23 protein-coding genes are annotated in these 21922 nt (G+C 52.8%); 15 read left to right on the forward strand and 8 right to left on the reverse strand.

All coding sequences use genetic code 11. The features are described from left to right. Positions 1-9: 9 nt before the first annotated feature. Both H8S45_RS10335 and H8S45_RS10340 read left to right on the forward strand, forming a co-directional pair. Positions 10-162: a phage holin gene (locus H8S45_RS10335; RefSeq protein WP_330603198.1), complete on the forward strand. Its 153-nt coding sequence runs from the start codon at positions 10-12 to the stop codon at positions 160-162. A 344-nt stretch (positions 163-506) separates the two neighbouring features. Further along, positions 507-1304, forward strand: coding sequence for an N-acetylmuramoyl-L-alanine amidase (locus tag H8S45_RS10340; protein WP_186950030.1), 798 nt, complete (start codon positions 507-509; stop codon positions 1302-1304). A 45-nt stretch (positions 1305-1349) separates the two neighbouring features. Here H8S45_RS10340 and H8S45_RS10345 read toward each other — a convergent pair whose 3' ends face one another. From H8S45_RS10345 to H8S45_RS10355, 3 genes are all read right to left on the reverse strand, one after another. After that, complete coding sequence (locus H8S45_RS10345; RefSeq protein WP_186950032.1) at positions 1350-2486, reverse strand: XRE family transcriptional regulator; 1137 nt, start codon at positions 2484-2486, stop codon at positions 1350-1352. Positions 2487-2531: 45 nt separating this feature from the next. Further along, a complete protein-coding gene (locus tag H8S45_RS10350; RefSeq protein ID WP_186950034.1) occupies positions 2532-3158 on the reverse strand; it encodes a hypothetical protein in 627 nt (208 codons plus the stop codon). A gap of 271 nt (positions 3159-3429) precedes the next feature. Then, positions 3430-3786 carry a hypothetical protein gene (locus tag H8S45_RS10355; RefSeq protein WP_186950036.1) on the reverse strand — a complete coding sequence of 119 codons (357 nt, stop codon included), beginning with the start codon at positions 3784-3786 and terminating at the stop codon, positions 3430-3432. Between the two features lie 177 nt (positions 3787-3963). On the opposite strand from H8S45_RS10355, the gene H8S45_RS10360 reads away from it, so the two are divergent. Together H8S45_RS10360 and H8S45_RS10365 are read left to right on the forward strand one after the other, a co-directional pair. Further along, positions 3964-4146 (forward strand): hypothetical protein, encoded by a 183-nt coding sequence (locus H8S45_RS10360; RefSeq protein WP_186950038.1) that lies wholly within the window; start codon positions 3964-3966, stop codon positions 4144-4146. 111 nt (positions 4147-4257) lie between these two features. Beyond that, positions 4258-4431 carry a ribbon-helix-helix protein, CopG family gene (locus H8S45_RS10365; protein ID WP_330603197.1) on the forward strand — a complete coding sequence of 58 codons (174 nt, stop codon included), beginning with the start codon at positions 4258-4260 and terminating at the stop codon, positions 4429-4431. Between the two features lie 91 nt (positions 4432-4522). Here H8S45_RS10365 and H8S45_RS16870 read toward each other — a convergent pair whose 3' ends face one another. Together H8S45_RS16870 and H8S45_RS10375 are read right to left on the reverse strand one after the other, a co-directional pair. Then, the gene (locus H8S45_RS16870) at positions 4523-4864 is read right to left on the reverse strand and encodes a sporulation initiation factor Spo0A C-terminal domain-containing protein (RefSeq protein WP_186950040.1); all 342 of its coding nucleotides are present in this window, start codon (positions 4862-4864) and stop codon (positions 4523-4525) included. Positions 4865-4882: 18 nt separating this feature from the next. Continuing rightward, positions 4883-5236: a helix-turn-helix domain-containing protein gene (locus H8S45_RS10375; protein WP_186950042.1), complete on the reverse strand. Its 354-nt coding sequence runs from the start codon at positions 5234-5236 to the stop codon at positions 4883-4885. A 311-nt stretch (positions 5237-5547) separates the two neighbouring features. Here H8S45_RS10375 and H8S45_RS10380 point away from each other — a divergent pair, with 311 nt between their 5' ends. The 3 genes from H8S45_RS10380 to H8S45_RS10390 all read left to right on the forward strand — a co-directional run bounded on the left by H8S45_RS10380 (position 5548) and on the right by H8S45_RS10390 (position 8554). Continuing rightward, positions 5548-5736: a hypothetical protein gene (locus tag H8S45_RS10380; RefSeq protein WP_054327261.1), complete on the forward strand. Its 189-nt coding sequence runs from the start codon at positions 5548-5550 to the stop codon at positions 5734-5736. 15 nt (positions 5737-5751) lie between these two features. Further along, positions 5752-6636 carry a DegV family protein gene (locus H8S45_RS10385; RefSeq protein ID WP_147574143.1) on the forward strand — a complete coding sequence of 295 codons (885 nt, stop codon included), beginning with the start codon at positions 5752-5754 and terminating at the stop codon, positions 6634-6636. Positions 6637-6733: 97 nt separating this feature from the next. Continuing rightward, entirely contained in the window at positions 6734-8554 is a 1821-nt protein-coding gene (locus H8S45_RS10390) for a polysaccharide deacetylase family protein (protein WP_082397103.1), read from the forward strand. 34 nt (positions 8555-8588) lie between these two features. Here H8S45_RS10390 and H8S45_RS10395 read toward each other — a convergent pair whose 3' ends face one another. Then, positions 8589-9557: an RluA family pseudouridine synthase gene (locus tag H8S45_RS10395; protein ID WP_186950045.1), complete on the reverse strand. Its 969-nt coding sequence runs from the start codon at positions 9555-9557 to the stop codon at positions 8589-8591. Between the two features lie 238 nt (positions 9558-9795). Between H8S45_RS10395 and H8S45_RS10400 the strand changes: the two genes are divergently transcribed. Together H8S45_RS10400 and H8S45_RS10405 are read left to right on the forward strand one after the other, a co-directional pair. Next, the gene (locus H8S45_RS10400; RefSeq protein WP_054327263.1) at positions 9796-10860 is read left to right on the forward strand and encodes a LacI family DNA-binding transcriptional regulator; all 1065 of its coding nucleotides are present in this window, start codon (positions 9796-9798) and stop codon (positions 10858-10860) included. 146 nt (positions 10861-11006) lie between these two features. Then, entirely contained in the window at positions 11007-11810 is an 804-nt protein-coding gene (locus tag H8S45_RS10405) for a hypothetical protein (RefSeq protein WP_054327264.1), read from the forward strand. A gap of 95 nt (positions 11811-11905) precedes the next feature. Here the strand turns inward: H8S45_RS10405 and H8S45_RS10410 are convergent, their stop codons facing one another. Further along, a complete protein-coding gene (locus H8S45_RS10410; protein WP_054327273.1) occupies positions 11906-13498 on the reverse strand; it encodes a mannitol dehydrogenase family protein in 1593 nt (530 codons plus the stop codon). Between the two features lie 3 nt (positions 13499-13501). After that, positions 13502-14572, reverse strand: a complete 1071-nt coding sequence (gene uxuA / locus H8S45_RS10415; RefSeq protein WP_054327274.1) for a mannonate dehydratase — start codon at positions 14570-14572, stop codon at positions 13502-13504. An 897-nt stretch (positions 14573-15469) separates the two neighbouring features. Between uxuA and H8S45_RS10420 the strand changes: the two genes are divergently transcribed. The 6 genes from H8S45_RS10420 to H8S45_RS10445 all read left to right on the forward strand — a co-directional run bounded on the left by H8S45_RS10420 (position 15470) and on the right by H8S45_RS10445 (position 21912). Next, on the forward strand, positions 15470-16495 hold the full coding sequence (locus H8S45_RS10420) for a zinc-dependent alcohol dehydrogenase (RefSeq protein ID WP_054327276.1): 1026 nt from the start codon (positions 15470-15472) through the stop codon (positions 16493-16495). A 70-nt stretch (positions 16496-16565) separates the two neighbouring features. Beyond that, positions 16566-17870, forward strand: a complete 1305-nt coding sequence (locus H8S45_RS10425) for an acetyl-CoA hydrolase/transferase family protein (protein ID WP_107631962.1) — start codon at positions 16566-16568, stop codon at positions 17868-17870. 3 nt (positions 17871-17873) lie between these two features. Further along, positions 17874-18680: an enoyl-CoA hydratase/isomerase family protein gene (locus tag H8S45_RS10430; RefSeq protein WP_107631963.1), complete on the forward strand. Its 807-nt coding sequence runs from the start codon at positions 17874-17876 to the stop codon at positions 18678-18680. Positions 18681-18757: 77 nt separating this feature from the next. Beyond that, positions 18758-19858 carry a TRAP transporter substrate-binding protein DctP gene (gene dctP, locus H8S45_RS10435; RefSeq protein ID WP_054327279.1) on the forward strand — a complete coding sequence of 367 codons (1101 nt, stop codon included), beginning with the start codon at positions 18758-18760 and terminating at the stop codon, positions 19856-19858. A 206-nt stretch (positions 19859-20064) separates the two neighbouring features. Continuing rightward, positions 20065-20577: a TRAP transporter small permease gene (locus tag H8S45_RS10440; protein ID WP_107631965.1), complete on the forward strand. Its 513-nt coding sequence runs from the start codon at positions 20065-20067 to the stop codon at positions 20575-20577. A 39-nt stretch (positions 20578-20616) separates the two neighbouring features. Next, positions 20617-21912: a TRAP transporter large permease gene (locus tag H8S45_RS10445; protein ID WP_054327281.1), complete on the forward strand. Its 1296-nt coding sequence runs from the start codon at positions 20617-20619 to the stop codon at positions 21910-21912. The last annotated feature ends 10 nt before the right edge of the window (positions 21913-21922 follow it).

Here is a 21922-nt window from a genome sequence, read left to right on the forward strand (position 1 = left end):
GGTATCGCTGTGCTGCCAATTGAGGACGCGCAGGTGGAAACCATTGTGACGACGCTATGGACTGTGATCGCCGCAGTAGTGGCGTGGTGGAAAAACAACAGCTTTACAGCACCGGCGATTGAGGCAGATAAAGCGCTTAGAGAAGCGAGAAAAGCAAAATAAAGGCCGCCCGATGGCGGCAAATTGACACAGGGCGGCGTGCGATGGTATAATATGTCGGGCGCTGTCGTTCCCAGCGGCGGGCGGTTGACCACTCCTTGAGAAAGGGGTGGTGCATATGGGCTTGAGATTCGCAAGGATTTCAATATGTGCAGCAATCTTGTTACACATTTTTGTTACATATGCAAAGTAGCCGCCCCTCCGACCAAGAGTTAGCGGCTACTTTGTAGCAATTACCTCGGGTCAGCCGTCTGCCGACAGTGCCCCTTTGTATAGATATTATACCACAAGCCCCGCCTGTGTCAAGGTGGGGCTTTTTGTTGTAGATTGAAACTGAGGTGATTTTTTTGAAAATCCTTTTGATTGCCGGACACGGCGGCACGCCATATGACAGCGGCGCGGTTGGCTGCGGCTATACGGAGGCGGTGGAGACGCGGCGCATGGCGGACGCGGTTGCGCCGTTGCTGCGGAGTTACGGCTTTGAGGTCGCGCTGTACGACCAGAGCAGGGACGCTTACAAGGTGGTGACGCAGGGCGGCAGCCTGCCGCTTTCCGGCATCTCCTATGTGCTGGAGTTCCACCTGAACAGCGCGGCAAATGACCTGAAAGGCAACGGCCGCACGACGGGTACGGAGATCTTTGTGCATACGAATGAGCAGGGCGTAGGCGTGGAGCAGGCGATCCTGCGGCGCGTCTGTGCGCTGGGCTTTACCAATCGCGGCATCAAGTACTCAAGTGGGCTTGCCGTGCTCAAGCATGTGTTTAAGCGCGGCGTGAGCCATGCGCTCGTCGAGACGTGTTTTATCGACGATAAGGACGACATGGCGCTGTATGGCGCAAAATTTGACGCTATCGCAAAGGCCATTGCGGACGGCGTGGCCGAGGGCTTCGGCAAAACGGTACAGGATGAGGAGGACGATACCGTGACACAAGCAGAATTTGAGGCGATGTACGACAAGATAAACCCGCTGTACAAGACGATTAGCGACGTGCCGGACTACTGGAAGCAGAAGGTACGGGAGATGCTGGACAGCGGCGCGATCAACGGCGGCACGGCGGATAATCCGGACGACATCAACATGCGCCATGAGGCGCTGCAGGCGGCGATCGTTGCGTATCGTGCGGCGATGGAAGTGAATAAGTAAGCGGAAAGCCCCCTCTGGTACACAACCGGAGGGGGCATCATACGCTTATAGCAGTTGTAAATGTGGGCGAAAGTCCGATTCCTCATTGAAAAAACTTGGTGCAGTTCCAAAAATCTCTACAAGATCCCTAATTTCCCAACAGAAATCGTGGATTATTTGCTGCTTACTAATATTCCCTATTTCTGTGACAAATTCTATTGCACTCTTCAATAATTTTGGTGGTTCTATAGGGATAGCATCATCAAGAGGTTCGACTTTGCGCCATCTTTTGTATGAAAGTTGACGATACATAGTTTCATAGGTATTTGGATCAATAAGCTCCAAATCCTTGCACCGATAAATCATCGAAGCAATGGAGGTACGCCATTTTTCCTTAAGCATAACAAAATAATTAAGCGATAGAGATCGTATATCGGCAGAAAAAGTTTCGTCTGGCAAAAGTAAGGCACTTGCAAAATGATTAGCCTGAGACTCAATACCCTTTAGAAATTCTGCATTTTTAATGTCATCTTTGGTGACGTGACTATGCATAAGAATATGTCCTAGTTCGTGAGCCAAACTAAATCGTATTCTGCATGCAGAACGCAAATTTTTATTACAGAAAACAATGGGAGTTCCATTGCTTATCATAGAGCAAGCATCTGTCTTGTCACCATCAATAGGAGAACCTGAGATTACAATTCCGTTTTTCTCCATAACGTATGTCAAATTGTCGATTGGACCAGAACCTAGTTTCCAATGCTGGCGCGTTATACGAGCAATTTCTTCAATATCAGAATCTGACAGGAAAGTCTTATTAATAAGAAACTCCACTGGAGGGAGATTGAGAGTAGGCATTTTGACATATCTGTTCAAGTATGAATAAGCCTCACTAGTCCACCTACATTTGACTTGAATCATGCTACGTTCGGTTGCTTCAGAGGATTTAAAAGTACGAAAGAAAATAGTACTATCAGTCGATTCGGCATGACTCGGCTTATAAAAGAATCTTTCGGGAAAATCCAAGACTTCCGCCATTTTTGATATTACTGAATTGCTAGGGTGTGATAAATTTAACTCATACCTGGACACCGCTTGCTTTGTGACACCCAATAAATCTGCCAATTGCGTCATATTATACTTGCGTGCCTCGCGTGCTTCTGTGATCCGCTGGGGGTACGCATAAAGGTTGGAACGTATCATAACTCAAAATCCCCCTTAAGATAATAACGCATTTGTGCAAAGTATTCAAGTTGCATTATAAATATCTTCTTCAGCAACACGTTTTTTGAGTTCGAAATTAAAGTCTTCAAAATCGGCAGAGGGCTTAGCAATCATAAGAGGCTTAGAAAGTTTATGCAGTGGGATCTGATTACAGGCATGTCCATAATCATTATCAGGAATGACTAGACACACAGTGCATGAACGCTCCTTGGCAAAACAAACCTGATGGGTAATTACGCCAAAGCTTGGTGCTAAAAAAGTTAAATGACCTTCAGGGTCATCCAAACTTATTTGATTTGTGCTGGCATAGCTCTTGCGGAAAATAGACTTTCTGGGAAGGATGTTTTTATCTACAGAGCTATGGGTAAGAATTTTTCCCTCGTAAAAAAGCTCAATATGTTTGCAGTTATTGGCGAGGTTATTAGTATATTTATACTTCATAGGAAGTCGACCAGATGTACAATCACGTTCGAGCATAAGATCCACAGAAAGATTGCGAACTATTTGACGCGCGGGGGCTGCAGATGGAAGATGTAGAATGTCCATATCCTGAATATATATGTCGGCATACCCGTATGCTCGTTGTACGGATTCGTTTATTTTCATTAAAGCTGAGGGGTTAAATAACTGCGTAATCTCAAGATCTGTCATTATGATCCTCCGTTGTTCTTGACTGCGTTGACATTGAATCGTGTAAACAGTATCTCATAAATAGGTGAATTTGTCAACTGAAAACTCCGATTTTATAAATGTGTAACAGTTGTTTGAATGTACATATTCGATTTAGACCTATGCCGAAAAAAGATAGAGTATAAGTATACGGACAACGTCGATTGGCTCCAAACTAAAATGGATACCGATGAAGAATATTTGGAATAGTTAAACGAAAGCCCCTCCGGAGTACAGCCGGAGGGGTAATATATTAGTCACTCCTTTTCAATTGGTGTTTTTTCAACTTTGCAAAGCCAACGAATGAAAGCACCATCTGCACAATGACACCGAAAAAATAGATTGGCATAGCGATAATGGCGACAGCGTACAGAATCGCACCGGTGAGGGCAAAGCCGCGTTTACTCATTGCCCAGCCGAGGATGTTGAAAATCGTTGCCAGAACGGTGAGAATCATATGCGGCATGACAAGCGCGGTGGCGATGCCGGCACCGAGTATGACGGCTGGATCGGACTGGGAAAACATATTGCCAAAGAAATACGAAACAACATAGATAGAATACAGCGCCCCCAGAATCCACGAGATCAACAGACATATGCTTTTTTTCATCCTTATATTTCTCCTTTTATCATAGATTACCGCCGCGAGAGCGGAGCAGACGATGGTTTGTTTGGTAGGTCTATCCCCCTTCTTAAAATATATTGGTATCTATATGGTATCTGATAAACACCTAAAAGGTATTTTCATAATACCATTAAAGCAGACTAATTGCAAGAGGTGTATAGAATGAAATCGACTGACGAGGTTAAATTTACTTTGCGCCTGCCGCGTGAGATATGCGATAAGCTGGATTATATTGCATCGTACTGGGGAAGGACAAGAGCAGGCGAGATCCATTGGGCGCTGCGTCAGCACATCAAAGCCTTCGAGGATGAGATGGGTAAAATTGAGTTAGAAGAAAATACTTGAATTTAGAAGACTGCCTTACTTAATAAGGTAGTCTTTTTTTGAAAAAGGCTCTTGACAGTGTAGTTAAATACATGCTATATTGTATTCAGCTACACAAAGGAGGTGCTGTGTGTGGCTACCAAAAGCAGGGCTGAGTATTTTCGGAAAAGAAGAGAAACCCTGAAAATGTTTGCTGTAATGATTGAACGCGACACACTGGATGAACTGGACGCAAAGATTGCAGCGCAAGGGAAAACGCGGTCAGATTGGCTGCGTGAAAAGATTTCGGAAGAACTCAGCAAATGAAAAGCGACCACCCACTGTCCCGACAAGACATCATGTGAGCGGTCGCCCTGCATATCAAACCACAAGGGCTTGACAAATTTTATTATAGAAACTACTTTGCTAAGAGGTACTGATATAGATATGCCAGCATCAAGCTGGGGCTGGGGCGTGTGTCTCGATCAAAGTAAGTTATTTTAATCAATAGATCATAATTCTCGCAGTACCAAAGATTATCGCATGCTGCGCGCAATCCACGTTCGACTGCCGTATAAGTAGTATGGCAGACAGCCGCGACATCAGGGTATAACCATTTGGTAACAAGTTGGAGACGTTCGGGCCGTTCGCGAATCAAGCACAGGGCGGTGAGTAGGTACAGCCCCTGCCGCCGCCCTATATGTAAGCCTAATTGCAGTAATAGGTGCTGCGCGTTCCGTTGATACTGCTCCAGTTCCATGAAATATCGCCTCAGATACTATTCGCGCAGGCCACTGGCCATAAAGTCGCGTAGGATGGAAAGAAGAAGCGATTGCATGGATGGGGAGAGCTGGTCAAAACCCTGCTGGTAAACGGAAAGGGGAAAGGTAGTCTTCTCCGGCGTTTCGGATAACAGCACGGAAAGCGGAATACCAAGTGCATCGGAGATTCGCTCCATTGTAAGTAGGGTAGGGTTGTGCGTACCGTTTTCGATGTCGCGGATCTGACGGTCATCTATCATGGCTTCCGCTTTGAATTGGAAACGGCTGATGCCTGCAAGCTCCCTGTACCGTCGTACATTCTTGCCGAAAACCTCGGAAATATTTTGGCGCTGGTTTAACTCGGCTGCCATATGGTTCGCTCCTTTGCCGCCAGTATACGACAAAATGTGCGTTTACAATACAGACTGTATTCTGGATATAATCAGGGAATACCGTCACCTTAACCGTCACTATACGAAAATTACCCTAATATATAGCGGTTTCAAGCATCCTTGGTAAGGATGAGGTCGTCAGTTCAACTCTGATCAACAGCTCCAAAAAGCCCTGCTGCTTTGTGCGGCGGGGCTTTCTTATTTGGGAATACTGTGGATGACTTCGTGTTAGAAGTGTGATATACTATATACAATATTTTGAGGGCGTGATATCGAAAGGGGTATCCTGTATGACGATTTTGGCCTGTGAATGTGGTAACGAGATTTATATTATGGATGAAACGGAAGCGACCGCCTGGCAGTGTGACGCGTGTGGCCAATGGTATGATTTTTTCGGCGTGAAGGTCGTCCCGCCGCAGGAGCGCAGAAAGACAATTTCGCCGCACTTGATTAATTGGAGCGCGGGCGAGGAACTTTAAGCAGCAGGAGGAGTTATGAATCAACAGAAGATCGCTTTGCTTACCGACTCCTGTGCGGATATTCCGCAGGCGGATATCCGCAAATACGGTATTTTTGTCGTGCCGCTCAAGCTCATCTTTTCTGATGGGGAATATGCCGATGGCGTGGATATTAGTGCCGTTGAGGTGTATCGCCGACTCAAAAAGGAGATCCCGAAGACAACGCTGCCCGACGGGGGACAGGTGTCAGATACCTTGGAGCGCATCCGGCAGGCAGGCTATACGAAGGTCCTTGCAATTAATTTTTCAAGCGGCCTCAGTGGGACGCATAATTTGATCCGGCTGATCGGCGAGCAGACCGTGGGCCTAGAGATTGCCGCCTTTGATACGTTGAGCGGTTCGCTTGGCACAGGTATGACCGTGCTACAGGCGGCCCGCTGGATCGAGGAGGGCTGGACTTGGCCGGAGCTGCTGCGGGCTATCCCGCCCTTGATGCGGGCAACGCATGTTTTCTTTTGTGTCGATACGCTGGAATATCTGCAGAAAGGCGGCAGAGTAGGCAAGATCACGGCGGTTGCGGGGACAATGCTACAGATCAAGCCGATCCTCTCCTTTGCGCCTGACGGGGAACTGATCAGTGTGGCGAAGATCCGTGGGAGAAAAGCGGCGGTCGATCAGATGGTGCGAATGGCCACAGCCCTGGTGCCGCGCGGCGCACGCTTCAATTTGGCTGTCGCGCATGGGGACGCGCCGGAGGAATTGAAGGTGATCCGCAGCCTGGCGCAGAAAAGCCTACCTGATTTTGAAAATTTCATGGAGGGCGAGATCGACTGTACCCTGGGCGCGTATGTGGGACCGCATCTGCTTGGAGTGGGCGTACAGCTCTTAACCGACGCGGTGCTGTCGAAAAAGGGCGAATAGTAACGATACTGTAACTGTTTTTGCATGGGTTATGTGTTATAATACGGTATTGGTAGTATGTAGCAATTGATATTAGGTAGGAAGGAATGAATGAGGCATGTCTTATCAAACGGCGTACCGGTCTCGATACCGCCGTCATAGACGACGCCGCCGGAATAGCCACTGGGGTGTGCTGATTGCATTGATTCTAGTGATCGTCATTGCGATCCCTGTCGCGTTTCATATCGTGAAAGGAATTTCCGGCGCGATTTTTGGAGGAAGCCAGAATCAACTGGTGCTTCAAATGAATAACGGCAAGGCGCTGCTGGGTGATGATGTGGTCGATCTGGGCAGCGCGGCGCCGTTTCGGGATCAGAACGGGAATGCTTATGTTCCGGTCAAACCGGTCTGTGACAATCTTGAATTTTCCCTTACTTGGGATCAGGCCACAAAAACGATCACAGTCAGTGATAATAAGCTGACGGTACAGGCGCAGATTGACAGCACATCGCTGCGCGTGAACGAGGCGGCGCAGACTATGGCTCTGGTACCGCGCCTGTCGGATGGGACCGCGTATGTTCCGGCAAAGGAATTCTGCCGGGCGTTGTCCCTGCAGGTAAATGATTTGGGAAGCGGGCAGGGAGATCTGGTTGTACTCACGAAATCCAAAAAAGAGCTGAAAGAGGATAAGCTGAACGAGATCGCGGAGAAGGCTTTGGAAAAGCTTGGCCCGTCTCAGCAGACGTTGCAGCAAACCAGTGTGCTGATGCGTGTCGGCTCAGATAAGCTTGTGCGGGGCGGGCAGTCCGCGCAGATGGTGCAGGACGGGGAGCGGCTGGGCGCCGCCGTGATCGAGCAGGATGGGCTGCGCTATGTTCCGCTCAAGGCCGCGATTACGACGCTGGGCGGGACCGCGGAGTTTGACGGGAGCGCCGAATGGACGATCAACTATGACGGGATTCAGTCCACCGTGCGGGACAATGCCAAGACCAAGGTTGGCGGGGACCGCGTGAAGGGGGACGATATCAAGGTTCATACGGATGAAAACGGGCGTTTCTATGTTTCAGCGCCCCTGTTTGCGGCGCTGGTCGGCAGAAACTATACCGACCTTGCGGATGAAGAGGGTACTTTTGCGTTCACAAAAGGCTCGCTGGAGGGCTTTGACAGCCAGAAGGCATATCTCGATACCATGAAAAGCGCGCTGACCGACGCGGTCGGCGGAGATATCCCAGAGGCCGATGTATATGTTGCCTTGACCTTTGACGATGGGCCGACCGGCGCTACGGACACCTATCCGAACGGTTACACGGCAACGCTTCTGGAGGAGCTGAAAAAGCGCAATGTCCATGCGACATTCTTCATGTGTGGCTACCGCATCAAGGACTTCCACAGCCATATGGAGCAGTACCTTGCGGATGGGCATGAGCTGGGCAACCACACCATGACGCATCCGATGAGCCGCCTGACACATCTGGACGCGGCGACCGTGCGCGACGAGGTGGAGTCCAACAGCGAATTGATCGAATCGTATACCGGCCAAAAGCCGACGGTCATGCGTCCGGTCGGCGGCGGCGTCAACGACACGGTCAAGGAGCAGATGAAAGCGCTCGGTCTGCCGATCATCAACTGGAGCGTTGATACGCTGGATTGGAGCACCAAGACCGATCCGGAGAGTGTGAAAGACCATATCATCAACGAGGTCGAGGACGGCGATATCGTGCTGATGCACGATATCTGGCAGGGTACCCTGCCAGGCGTGTTGGCAGCCATTGACGAGCTGCAGAGCCGCACGGACAAAACATATGCGTTCGTTACGGTTTCCGAGCTGGCCGCGGTCAAGGGCATCACGCTGGAGCCCGGCATGGTTTACAGCAACCTGTCGGATGCAACGGTGCAGGCCATTGAGGATGGAACGTATAAGGAAAATATTTTCGATTAAAAAACAAAGCAGCAGCCTGTGGGCTGCTGCTTTGCTATAGGTGGTATTCAGGGAAATATTTTTGGACGAAAGGGACGTCCTGCACGGTAAAGGTTTTCCCATCCAGATAGGAAAGCGCGCCGGCATCCGTTTGGAAATGGAAGGACAGCGAATAGGCATACAATGCTTGGCCGAATTCGCCGTAAGGACGGTTACGCTCATTTACGCCGTATTTGCCATCGCCTAACAGCGGACAGCCGATCGAGGCCATGTGCGCCCGAATCTGATGGGTGCGGCCGGTGAGCAGCTCGCATTCGACAAGGGAAAGTCGGCCGCTGGAAGCGAGCGTCCGGTAACGGGTGCGCGCGGTTTTGGCACCGGGGACGCGTGTGCTGTGCAGGGTGACCTGCTTGCGCGTCTCGTCGCGGCGCAGATAGTTTTCGATCAGCCCTTCGGCTGGCTGTGGACGGCCGTGAACAACGCACAGATAGCGTTTCTCGAGTTCACGGGATTTGATCCTGTCGTTCAGGATACGCAGCGCCTCGGCCGTTTTCGCGGCAATTACGATGCCGCCAGTGTTGCGGTCAATGCGGTTGCACAGCGCGGGGGCGAAGGATGCGGCGGCGGACGGCTCCCAGGTGCCGGACTGATACAGATAGGCCTGAATATGGGCGATCAGCGTATCTGTGCCGCCGCGCTCGTCCGCATGCACCACCATACCGGGCGCCTTATCGGCAAGGAGGATATGGCTGTCCTCATAGACCACACGGACGCGGGGGTGTGAAATATGCCGGTAGGCATCCTCCTCTTGGGGTGCGTCAAAGTAGCTGTCGTTCAGATAAAGCTGCACCACGTCGCCCGCTATGAGCTTGTAGCTGGCCTCGGTGCGCTTCCCATTGATCTTGATGCGCTTAAGGCGCAGGTATTTATGCATCTGCCCGCCGGAAAGCAGGGGAACTGTTTTGCCAAGGAATTTGTTCAAGCGCTGCCCGCTGTCATTGGATGTGATGTGGTATTCTTTCAATGGAAAGCCCTCTTTTGTCTCCAAGGATAATATGGGAATAGTATACCTCATTTTTATCAAAAAAGGAAGTAGCAGTTGCGGCAAACTGGAGAAAATATATAGAATATGCACAAAGTATAATAACAAAACAGAGTAAATTTGACGAAAATATCCGCAGCAGGGAATCATATATTGATTGGCTCTTGTCAAGCCTGTATAATTATATTGAGAGAGAGGCGGGGAAAAGGAGATAGTGGTCTTGAAGAAAAGTATGACGATCACGGAAATTGCCAAAGAGGCGGGCGTTTCCAAATCAACGGTTTCTCGCGTGCTGAATAATAAATCAGATGTATTGCCGGGAACAAAAGAGCGTGTGCTCCGCGTGATACGCGAGCACCAGTTTCAGCCGAATGCTTACGCGCGCAGCATGTCACAGCGGCGCAGCCGAACGATCGGCGTGGTTGTGCCGCACGATATCGATTACGTTTTTCAGAACCAGTACTATATGGAGATTCAACGCGGCATTCTTAAAGCGATGACGAAGCGGGGATACTATGCGTTGATGCTCTGCTGTCGGGACATGAAAGAAGCCTTTGACGCGGTGCTGCAGAAAAGGGTGGATGGCCTTTTGCTCATCAGTCCGCTTTATGAGCATACGCCGTATATCAACGAGCTGCTGGAGCATCATGTGCCGCTGGTGCTGATCGGGAAGTCGCCTGCGTCGCAGCAGGTCTATCAGGTCTGCATCGATAACTATATGGGCGCGCTGAGCGCGATGCAGCATTTGTTCGGGCTGGGACACAGGCGGATCGCCTTTATTAACGGTCCGCACTTCCTGCCGTCGAGCGAGGAGCGCCGCCGGGCTTATCTGGACGGTATGGCGCGGCAAGGGAACGCGGTCCTGCCTGGCATGGTGCGCGAGGGGTATAACTCCATTGATTCGGGCTATCAGATCGCCAATCAGATCTTAAACGAATTTCCGGATGTTTCGGCGCTGTTCGTTGCGTCTGACTATATGGCGATCGGTGTGCTGGATACCATTCATGACCGCGGGATGCGGATTCCGCAGGACATTTCGGTTGTCGGGTTTGATAATATCCAAATGTCGGAGCAGGTGACGCCAAGCCTGACCACGGTCAGCCAGCAGATTGAGGAAAAAGGCCGGATTAGCGTAAACCTGCTGATGGACCTGATCGAAGGGGCGCCGACGCCGGAGGGAAGGGTGATCGACGTGGAAGCAAAGCTGATCGTGCGCGACAGCACGGGACCGGTTTCTTCCCGTCAGCCGGATTCTCCCTGGAAAACACACCATATTGCCTTGTAGGACGGAAAGATGCTTGCAAAAGGGCGGGCGGCTGCGGCTGCACCGCCTTTTTTAACGGGTTATTGTCGCAAACAGGCATGAAAAGACTTGCGATTTGAACATGGTACCGGTATAATAGAACTGTTGAGTTTAGGAGTGATTACATTATGGTGAAATTGGTCAAGCTGTTCCCGCAGTACATGCTTCTGCCGGCGGTCGGCGGTATTGCGCTGTTGGCGGCGGCGGGCTATATGGTAAAACGGGGCATATCGTTCTGGCTGGCGCTGGCTGTTCTGGTGATTGGCTTTGCAATTTTGTACATCCTGGCGCTGTCCTACGGGGTGAGCGCCCTGCAGAACCGGCTTGCCTGGCTGTATCAGAACCTTGAGCCTGAGCGCTTTCTGGAAAAGTTTGAAAAGCTTCTGCCCCGTGCGAAAAAGACACCCGCGCTCGAAGTCACGGTTCGGGCTTACCTGGCGGATGGCCATGCCGCGATCGGGGAATTCGATCAGGCGCTTGCCCTGTTGGACGGCGCGCCGGTTGTTACGGAAGAAAGCGAACGCCTCAGCGCGGCGCTGCTGATGCTCAATAACAAGGGCCTGATTCATTTCCGGATGGAAAACGCAGAAAAGGGCAAGGAATGCCTGGACAAGATGCGCGAACTGCTGGAGCGGCAGGATGAGGCGGCACAGAAGCGCTATGCAGAGAATGTGCGTATCCTGCAGTGCCATTACGACGCGCTGACCGGTGTGTGCCAGGATGACGCATACCTGCGTGAACTGGTCCGCAACGGCACCACCGCGCTCTTTCGGGTGAATACCAGCCTGCTGCTGGCGCGCGTCTATCTGTCACAGGGAGAAATCAATATGGCGCGGGCTTATTTGGAGCAGACGATTGAAAAGGGACGGGACTGGCTGTGGCCGACGAAGAAAGCACAGCAAATGCTGGCAGCGCTTCCGGCGGAAGAATAACAAATGAACGCGGGCGTCAAAGCGCCCGTGTTTTTTTATGGGTATGGATAACAAAAGCTCCCGCACAGATGTGCGGGAGCTTTTGTTTATTTCTTTTACGCAGTATACTTTTTGAGCGTTGCCCGGATTGCGCCGGGGCCGGCCATCATTTCCTTCCAGTAGCCGATGACCTTATCCGCAAGGCCGCAGGCATACAGGTCGATGCCGAAAATAGACGCGTCGTGTAGGATTGGCTCCAGCTTGGCGACAGCGGCGTCGTCCGCCTTGCCCAGCTCGATGCCGGACAGTTTTTCCTGCAGGGAGGCGAGCAGCGGGTCGGCACTGCACTGGAACGCATTTCCCTCGTCGTCAACCGCGAGCAGGTAGCGCAACCAGCCGGCCAGAACCAGCGGGATATACTTCAACTCGGCAGCCTTGCCGGGGCCCATCGCGTCGTAATTCTTGATCGCGTTGCCAAAGCGGATCGAAACCTTCTGGGAAGTATCGGTTGCGATACGCTGCGGGGTGTCCGGAATGAACGGATTGGGCAGGCGGGTCTCAAACACTTCGTCGAGGAACGCCTTCGGGCTGAGCACGCCCGGGTCAACCACAACAGGCATGCCCTCGATGTGGCACATACGGTCGATCAGGGTGTACAGCTCATGGTCCTGTACTTCCTTAGCGATCGAGGTATAGCCGAGCATGCAACCATAAACCGCCAGCGCGGTCTGGGGCGGGTTGAGGCAGGTGCAGACTTTCATCATTTCCACCTTGTTAACCGTGTCGCGGTCGGTGAAGATAACGCCGGCCTTGTCCAGCGCCGGACGGCCGTTCGGGAAGTCGTTTTCGATAACCAGGTACTGCGGGCGCTCGGCGTTGACGAACGGCGCGATATAGGTGTTCTTGCTGGTTACGAACGGGTGCATATCCTCCAGACCGTCGGCCTCGAGCTGGTCCGCAATCTCCGGAGCCGGACGGGGAGTGATCTTGTCGATCATCGACCACGGGAACGAAACCTTTTCGGTCAGATAAGCATACTCTTCATCAGAGATCTGGCCGTTCTTCTTCCAGGCGTCGACAAATTCCATGATCGCACCCTGGAGCTTCGCGCCGTTGTGCGAGCAGTTATCCATCGAAACCATGGCGAGCGGCTTGCCGCAGGTATGCATGCGGTGCAGCAGCAGGGTGGCGAGCTGCGCCATGAAAGACTTGCAGGCGGAGGGACCGTTCTTCATGTCCTCCACAGCAGCCGGAACAAGCTCCTGCTTGGCGTTGCGCAGGGAGTAGCCCTTTTCCGTGATGGTGAACGAAACCATCTGCAGGGACGGGGCGGCAAAAATCTCCTTGACGCGATCAAGGTCATGCAGCAGGGTAGTGGTTTCCGCAACCGAGCCGATGACTTCCTTTTCAATGCGGCCGTCGGCCTCGAGGGTAACGGCAACCGTAAGGTTGTCTACCTTGTGGAAGCACTTGGTCACGATCTCGTCGTCGTAGCTCTCGCAGGTGATGATGCCGGTGTCCATGTCGCCGCTCCCGATCAGGTGCTGGGCCACAGCCGCCTGGAACGCACGGAACAGGTTGCCTGCGCCGAAATGCAGCCAAGTCGGCGCAGCCTTGGTCCTGGCCGCGACAGCCTCAATGTCAAACGCCGGCAGAGTATAGCCCTTCCAGGCTTCCTTATCTTTCAAAGATGCAATAGAAAGTTTCATTGCTTAATGAGCTCCTTCCAGTTTCTCCAGCATGTCCCAAACGCCCCACAGATACATGATGCCGAGCGCGCGGTCGTACAGGCCGTAGCCGGGGCGGCATTTCTCGTTCCAGATGTGGCGGCCGTGGTCGGGACGCATATAGCCGTCGAAACCGCAGTCGTGATAGGCCTTCATGATTTCCAGGATGCCGACATCGCCGTCGCAGTCGCGGTGGGAAACCTCAGAGAAGTCGCCGTTTTCATAGTGCTTGACGTTGCGGACGTGCGCGAACGCGATGCGGTCGCAATAGGAGCGGATGATGTCGGCGATGTCGTTCTTCTCGTTGGCGCCGAGCGAGCCGGAACACAGGCACAGGCAGTTGTTCGGATGGTCGACCATTTTGAGGAACTTGCCGATCGCTTCCTTGTTGACCAGCAGGCGCGGCAGGCCGAAGATGTCCCAGGGGGGATCGTCCTGATGGATGGCCATTTTGATGCCGGTCTCCTCGCAGGTCGGCATGATCGCTTCGAGGAAGTACTTCAGGTTTTCCCACAGCTTCTCTTTCGTAACGGGCTTGTACTTTTCAAACAGCTCGTCGAGCTGGGCCATGCGCTCAGGCTCCCAGCCGGGCATGGTGTAGCCCTTACAGCCCTTGAGGATATAATCGGCCATTTCCTTGGCGTCCTCGCGGATGACCGACTTTTCATAGTAAAGCGCAGTCGAACCGTCCGGCAGCGGGTGGAACAGGTCGGTGCGGGTCCAATCGAAAACGGGCATAAAGTTATAGGTAACAACCTTTACGCCGCACTGCGCCAGATTGCGCAGGGTGATCTTGTAATTTTCGATATACTGATCACGGGTCGGCAGGCCGATCTTGATATCGTCGTGTACGTTAACCGATTCGACGACGTCGATATTGAAGCCTGCGTCCTCAATGATCTTCTTTTCATGCATGATCTCGTCGACCGTCCAGATTTCACCGGCCTGCTTATGGTGCAGAGCCCATACGATGCCGGTAACGCCGGGGATTTGCTTGATGTCGGCCAGGGAAACGCTGTCGTTGCCTTCGCCGTACCAGCGGAATGTCATTTGCATAGCAAAACCTCCTTAAAATATTGAACTTTCTGTGCCCACAGGCAGGGAGATCGCTTGTATCGCAGCCCGCGGTACCAGATTGGGCGGAAACGTTCCCACCTGCTTGAAAACACCCTCCATACATAACAGGATGGAGGGCGTCGGCGGCCGCGCCGCCGGATCAAAACGTGGAATGAAACCACCACTCACTGACATTATAATACATACCGGAAAGTTGTCAAGCAAACGGTTTTTTTCAAGATTAAAATTCGGAAACAAAAATAATTTTTTTTGACGAGTAGTTTCACCGAATTATGAAATATCTTGCGATAAAATTGTGAAAAATAAACAAGAATGAAATGATAAATTTGTGACAATGCATATTGAAATTGACGCTCTGTGAAAATGTTAACAAAAAATTAAATGAATATTCTGCACGCTCTACAAAAACCTGAAATGAGTGGTGAATTCTTTTGTGGGGTATTGACAATCGTTGTCTGGACAATTATAGTATTACTGTGCTGTAGAAAACTACTGTATTGTGTTGCTGCGCGAAAAAACAACAAAAGCAGGCACTTGTTTTTGTGTTTCGCATGCGCGGCGGAACGGCGATGGCCGTGAGGGATGGACAACCATTGTTGCGCGATAAGAACCTTGGTAAAGGATATGGCGGCAGGATGGTGTCTATTTTATGTAGGGGGTGTGAAATGTAGGGGGTGTGAAACCGCTCCCGAAACCGTGGCCGAAGATTTCCCGTTTTTCGACAACAAGGGGGGTACCCCCCTTGTTCTGTTGGAAGCATCGCTTCCAACAGAACAAGATAACGGAGACTGGAGACTGGGAAGCGGCGCGCCGGTTCTGGCGAAGCAGAAATATGGTAGCTGGGAACAGACGTCAAGTTGAGGAGGATACTTGATTATGAAAAAGCTTTTGTTAACCGATTTCTTCAAGGTCGAAACGGTGGAGTCGCCGATTCCGGAGCCCGGCCCCGGACAGGCGGTTGTCCGCATCAAGTATGCGGGCATCTGCGGTTCTGACTTACATATTTTCGCGGGCCAGCACCCGACCGCCAAGCCGCCCCTTGTGATGGGTCATGAGGCCTGCGGCGAGGTTTACGCTATTAACTCTGAGCGCACCGACATCAAGGTCGGCGACAAGGTCTGCTCCCACACCATCGAGCCCTGCAACGCCTGCGTGGGCTGCCACGAGGGCCGCGAGAACCTGTGTACCAACGTTAAGATCATGGGTACCTCGATGGATGGCGTGTTCACCCAGTATATGCTGGTAAACGCCGACCGCCTGATCAAGTTCAATGACGACGTTGATATGAAGATCGCCGCGCTGGTCGAGCCGCTCACCGTTGCGGTACACGACACCCGCCGCGCGGGCGTCCGTCCGGGCGACGACGTATTCATCGCCGGCGCCGGCACGATCGGCGTGCTGATCGGCATGATGTGCAAATTCTCCGGCGCGGGGCATGTTGTTCTGGCCGAGATCAATCAGGACCGTATCCGCATCGCCAAGGAGCTTGGCTTTGACGTAGTCGATATTTCCGCTCCGGACTTCGTAGATCAGTGCATCGCGATTGCCGGCGGCAAGTTCGATATCCTGTTTGAAGCCACTGGCTTCCAGGGCGGTTATGACGCCTGCTTCAACCTGATCAAGCAGGGCAGCACGATGGTCCAGGTCGGCATGCCGCCCAAGGGTACCATCTTCAACACGGACATCAACACCATTATCTATAACGAGGCTTCGATGCTCGGCGTGCGTCACCACACGATGACCAGCATGGAGGGCGCGGCCAAGATTATTAACTCCGGTGCGATGAACGAGCAGCTCGCCAAGGTCGTTTCCGCGGTTTATCCGGTCGACCAGGCGATGGATGCGTTCGAAAAAGCGAGCAAGGATAAGTCCATGCTCAAGGTATTGATCGACTTTACCTGATCGCCGTTCGAATTTGGCCTTTTGAGAGAGGGCTTGAGGGGTTCGAGTGGCAGTTGGAGGTCGAACTAAAATGAAAGACTGGAGAGCGATCTATCAGTCGAAGCTCACGACCGCGGAAGAAGCGGTCAAGCACATCCCGAACCATTGCCGGGTATTCTTCGGTCATGGCGCAAACGAACCGTTGGTACTGACCGACGCGCTGGTAGCAAACTACGAGCAGTATGAGGACGTGGAGATCTGCCACTGGGTACCGATGGGGAAGGGCGAGTACACCCAGCCCAAGATGAAGGGCCACCTCAATTACAACGGCCTGTTCCTTGGTCCGGTGACACGCGCCTCCGTCAATGAGGGACGTGCGGATTACACCCCGTTTTATTTCCATCAGTCGCCGCGCTTTTTCACCGACGGGACGTTCCCGATCGATGTTGCATTGGTATCACTGACCCCACCGGATGAACACGGCTTCTGTTCGTTCGGCGTATCGGTCGGCGGCACAAAGCCGGCTGCGCTTTCGGCCAAGGTGGTGATCGCGCAGATCAACGACCAGATGCCCCGCACGATGGGCGATTCATTTATCCATGTGTCCCAGATCACCTATGCCGTGGAAGCTTCGCGGCCTCTGCCCGAGCTGGGCGGCGGCAAGATTGGTCCGGTTGAAGAGGCGATCGGCCGCAACTGCGCCAGCCTGATCGAGGACGGCTCCACGCTGCAGCTTGGCATTGGCTCCATACCGGACGCCGTGCTCAAGTTCCTGGGCGACAAGAAAGACCTCGGCATCCATTCCGAAATGTTCTCCGACGGCGTCGTCGACCTGTATGAGCAGGGCGTCATCACCGGCGCGGCCAAGACCGAAAACAAGGGCAAGATGGTCGCGGCGTTCCTGATGGGCAGCAAAAAGCTGTACGACTTCGTTGATAATAACCCTGACGTTATGATGCTCACGGTGGATTATGTAAACGACCCCGTGGTTGTCTCGCGCCAGAACAAGATGGTTTCCATCAACTCCTGCCTCCAGGTCGATTTCAACGGCCAGGTCAACTCCGAGTCCATGGGCATCAACCAGTTCTCGGGGATCGGCGGCCAGCTCGACTATGTGCGCGGCGCGTCCATGTGTCCGAACGGCAAGTCCATCTTGGCGATGCCGTCCACGGCCAAGCATGGCACGATCTCCCGCATCGTACCGGTGTTCGAGCCAGGTACGACGGTCACGACGACCCGCACCGACGTGCATTACATCGTGACGGAATACGGCGTGGCGAATCTGCGCGGCAAGAGCCTGCGCGAGCGCGCAAGGCTGCTGATCAACATTGCGCATCCGGATTTCCGAGACGAACTCTGGGCCGCATATCATGCGCGTTATGGCGAGGAGGGCTGAAGCATGGCAACGAGAACGGTAGAAATGGTCGGGGAGCATAAGCTGGAGCAGGTTTTCCTGACAGTAGAAGATCATATTGGCATTTTAACGCTGCACAACCCGCCGGTCAACGCGGCCAGCGGCACGGTGCAGGAAGAGATCATCATGCTGTGCGATTATATCAACCATGATGACGATATATGGGTGTGCATCATGCATTCCGACCTCAAGACGTTTTGTGTGGGCGTTGACATCAAGCGCTTCAAAAAAAGCATTGATGACAAGGACGTTACCAATACGCAGGAGGTATATTACGACGGTGCGCTCGCGTTGTACGAGCTGCGCGTGCCGCTAATCTGCGCGGTGCATGGCCACTGCCTGGGCGGCGGCCTGTGCTATCCGGCCGGCGCGGACATCACGATCGCGGTCAAGGGTACGGTATTCGGCGCGCCGGAGGCAAAGCTTTCGGTCGTCGGCGGCTCGGGCCATCTAGCCCGCATCCTGCCGCCGCAGATCCAGCGCGACATGTGCTACTGCGGCACGTTTATTACCGCGGAGGAGCTGACCAAGTACGGCGGCGTGACCAAGGTTGTCGATACGCTGGATGAGCTAATGCCCGCGGCGATGGACAAGGCGCGTGAGATCTGCAAGCGCGGACCGCTCGTACTGCGTTACCTCAAGGCGTGCATGAACGCACAGGAGGATTTCCAGATGAAGCGCAAGAACGATCTGGAGGTCACCTACACGCGGTATATGGCGCGGCACAAGGACTTCAACGAGGGCGTTACCGCGTTCCTCGAGAAACGCGAGCCGCAGTATACCGGCGAATAAATAGTATATCAGGCTGGCACCCCCCCAGCCTGCATATAAATCTCACTTTTAAGAAAGCGAAGAAAAGAGGTTGTAACATGAAGAAAAGATTACTCGCGGCGCTTCTGGCGTCTGCCATGGCTCTGTCTCTGGCTGCTTGTGGCAACACCGACACCGGTGCGGACAATGGCGGCGATGCAGCGGCTAACGGTGGCTCCTCCAATGAGCCGGTCGTTCTGAAGATGAACTCCATCAAGACCACCTCCGACCCGATGTACGAAGCTTGGTCGAACTTCTGCGACCGCATCAACGAGGCTGCCAACGGCACGCTGGACGTTCAGATCTACCCGTCTGAGTCCCTGGGCGCCACCACCGACGTAATCGAATCCATTTCCAAGGGCGCTGCCGCTATTCAGGACTGCGACTTCTCCCACCTGGCTGACTACGTTCCGGACTATTCCGCGTTCATGATGCCTTACCTGCTCCAGAAGCCGGAAGACGTTGGTAACCTGTGGCTGTCCGACTTGGGCCAGGAGCTTGAGGCTCAGCTCCATGAAAAAGGCATGCGCATTATCACCGCCGTTTACTTTGGCGAGCGCAACTGGCTGACCAAGTCCCCGATGCCGGACCGCGCTGCTGCTTCCACCATGAAGCTCCGCTGCGCTCCGACCAAGATGTGGACCGAAATGGTTAACGTCATGGGCGGCAACGCTACCACCTGCACCTGGTCCGAGACCTATCAGGCTATCAGCCAGGGCGTTGCGGACGGCGCTGAGTCCCCGATCCATATCCTGTACTCCGCGAAGCTGCACGAGGTTGCTAAGTACCTGAACTACACCCGTCACCTGTATGCTCCGACCATCATGGTTATGTCGGAAGAAGTATACCAGTCCCTGCCGGAAGAGGGCAAGAAGGCGATCGACGAGGTCGGCCAGGCTTACCCGGCGCAGGCTATCGAAGAGGTTGAGTCCGTTGTTGGCCCGATGCTCGAAGATATGATCAACGAGGGCGTTCAGGAAGTTTACCCGACCGACGAGGCGATCCAGGAGTGGCGCGACTATTCGTTCGAGCACGTTCCGGAAGCTTTCCCGGAGTGGAGCGACAATCTGGTAGAGCGCATCCAGGAAGCGATCGGCGCGACCGATTCCAGTGCTTCTGCTGATACCGATGCCGCCGCGGGTGACGCAGCTGCTGCGTAAAACCTGATTGGTGCTTTCGATCTACTTAATTACGATAAGAATCTAATGATGTAGAACGGTTGTATGCCGCGCCGTTAAAACGGGGGGAACTGGTTTGACGGCGCGGGTATGACTGTTTCATACCCACCTCATGTTGACTCTGACTCTTTTTTGCTACATTCCATTTCGCAAATAGCTTTTTGTGAAAGAAAGGCGTGAATTAATCTGTGAACGAGAACAAACAAGGCTTTTTCAAAAAGTTTATTAACGATTGGGAAATGTACATTGCAAGCGTAGGTTTCGTTGTAATGTGCCTGGCGATTATCATTAACGTATTTTCGCGTTTCGTTATCTCCAAGTCCTTTGCATGGGCGGAAGAGGTATCGTATCTGGGCTTTGCCTATACCGTGTTCTTCGGTGTTTGTACTTTGTATAAGAACCAGGGCATGATCGCGATTGACGTCATTGTGGACCGCCTTCCCAAACTCCCGAAGCGTATTATCTACATCATCAATTTTGTCATCCTGGCGATTGGTAATGCGGTTCTTACCTATTACAGCTTTATCCTCACCGTGGAGGCGTGGGTTCGTCCTACGGCTGCGCTGCGTATTCCGTATACCTTTATGGACCTTCCGGCGCTGATCGGCTTCTTTGTCATGTGCCTGTACTCGCTTCGTTTCCTGTACTGGTCCATCATTGGCAAGGAGTTCGCGGAAACTTCGCTGGAAAACCGCGCATAAGGAAGAATACACGTTTACTATGGAAGGAGGTAAAGAGAAATGTCATTTACAGTATGGTTTCCACTTCTCCTGCTGTTTCTGTTTCTCTTCATGAAAATACCGGTGGCGTTTTCGCTCGCATTCTCCACACTGGTATACTTTATGTTTAACTCGTCGTCTCAGCCGACGGATATTATGGTTCAGAACATGTTGTCCGGTACAACATCGTTCACCTACCTGGCAATCCCGTTCTTTACGGCTGCCGGTGTTATCTTTAACTATTCAGGAATCACAGAACGACTGATGAACCTCTGCGAGCTGCTCGTTGGTAAGTTTGCGGGCGGTCTTGCGCAGGTTAACATCGTTCTTTCCGCTCTGATGGGCGGTCTGTCCGGTTCCGCGAACGCGGACGCAGCGATGCAGTCCAAAATGCTGGTTCCGGAAATGGAGCGCCTGGGCTATTCCAAGGAGTTTTCGACCGTTGTAACGGTTGCATCCTCCTGTATCACCCCGATCATCCCGCCCGGAATCGTTCTGATTCTGTATGCAACTGCGTCGGGCGTTTCCATTCAGGAAATGTTCTATGCCGGCTATTTCCCCGGCTTCCTGATCATGGTTGCTGAAATGGCGCTGGCAGGCATCCAGTCCCGCAAGCGCGGCTATAAGCCCACCCGTGATCGCATCGGTACCGCGAAGGAGTTCGCACAGAACCTGAAGCAGTCCATCTGGGCGCTGTTCCTGCCGTTCGGCCTGATCATGGGCCTGCGTTTCGGCGTGTTCACCCCGACCGAAGCCGGCGCCTGCTGCATCGTTTACGCTCTGTTGGTCGGCGCGCTGATTTACCGCACCATCCATGTCAAGCAACTGCTGCCGATCCTGCGTGAGTCCGTTGAGGCTACCTCCGGCATCATGCTGATCATCTGCGCGTCTATCGCGTTCGGCAAGTTCCTGACTTGGGAACGTATCCCGATGATTATTTCCGAAGCGATCTTGGCGATTTGCCACACGGATTGGCAGTTCCTGCTGCTGGTCAACATCCTGCTCGCTATTGTTGGTATGTTCTTCGAGGGCGGCGCTGCAATGATCCTGCTCGCCCCGCTGCTCGTACCGGCTGCGCAGAGCTTGGATGTAAACCTGATCCACTTCGGTATCGTTATGGCGATCAACCTGACGCTGGCCGGCGTTACCCCGCCGTTCGGCGCGATGATGTTCGTTTCCACCTCGATTACAGGATGTACGTTCTCCGGCTACTGCAGAGAGGTGTGGCCGTGGATCATAATGCTGTTTGCGGTGCTACTGATATTCACTTATGTACCCGGCATTATTCTGTTTGTACCGAACCTGCTCATGGGCTGATAAGGCAGAT

Origin of the sequence: Agathobaculum faecis, from assembly GCF_014287995.1 — a bacterium.
GTDB lineage: Bacteria > Bacillota > Clostridia > Oscillospirales > Butyricicoccaceae > Agathobaculum > Agathobaculum ammoniilyticum.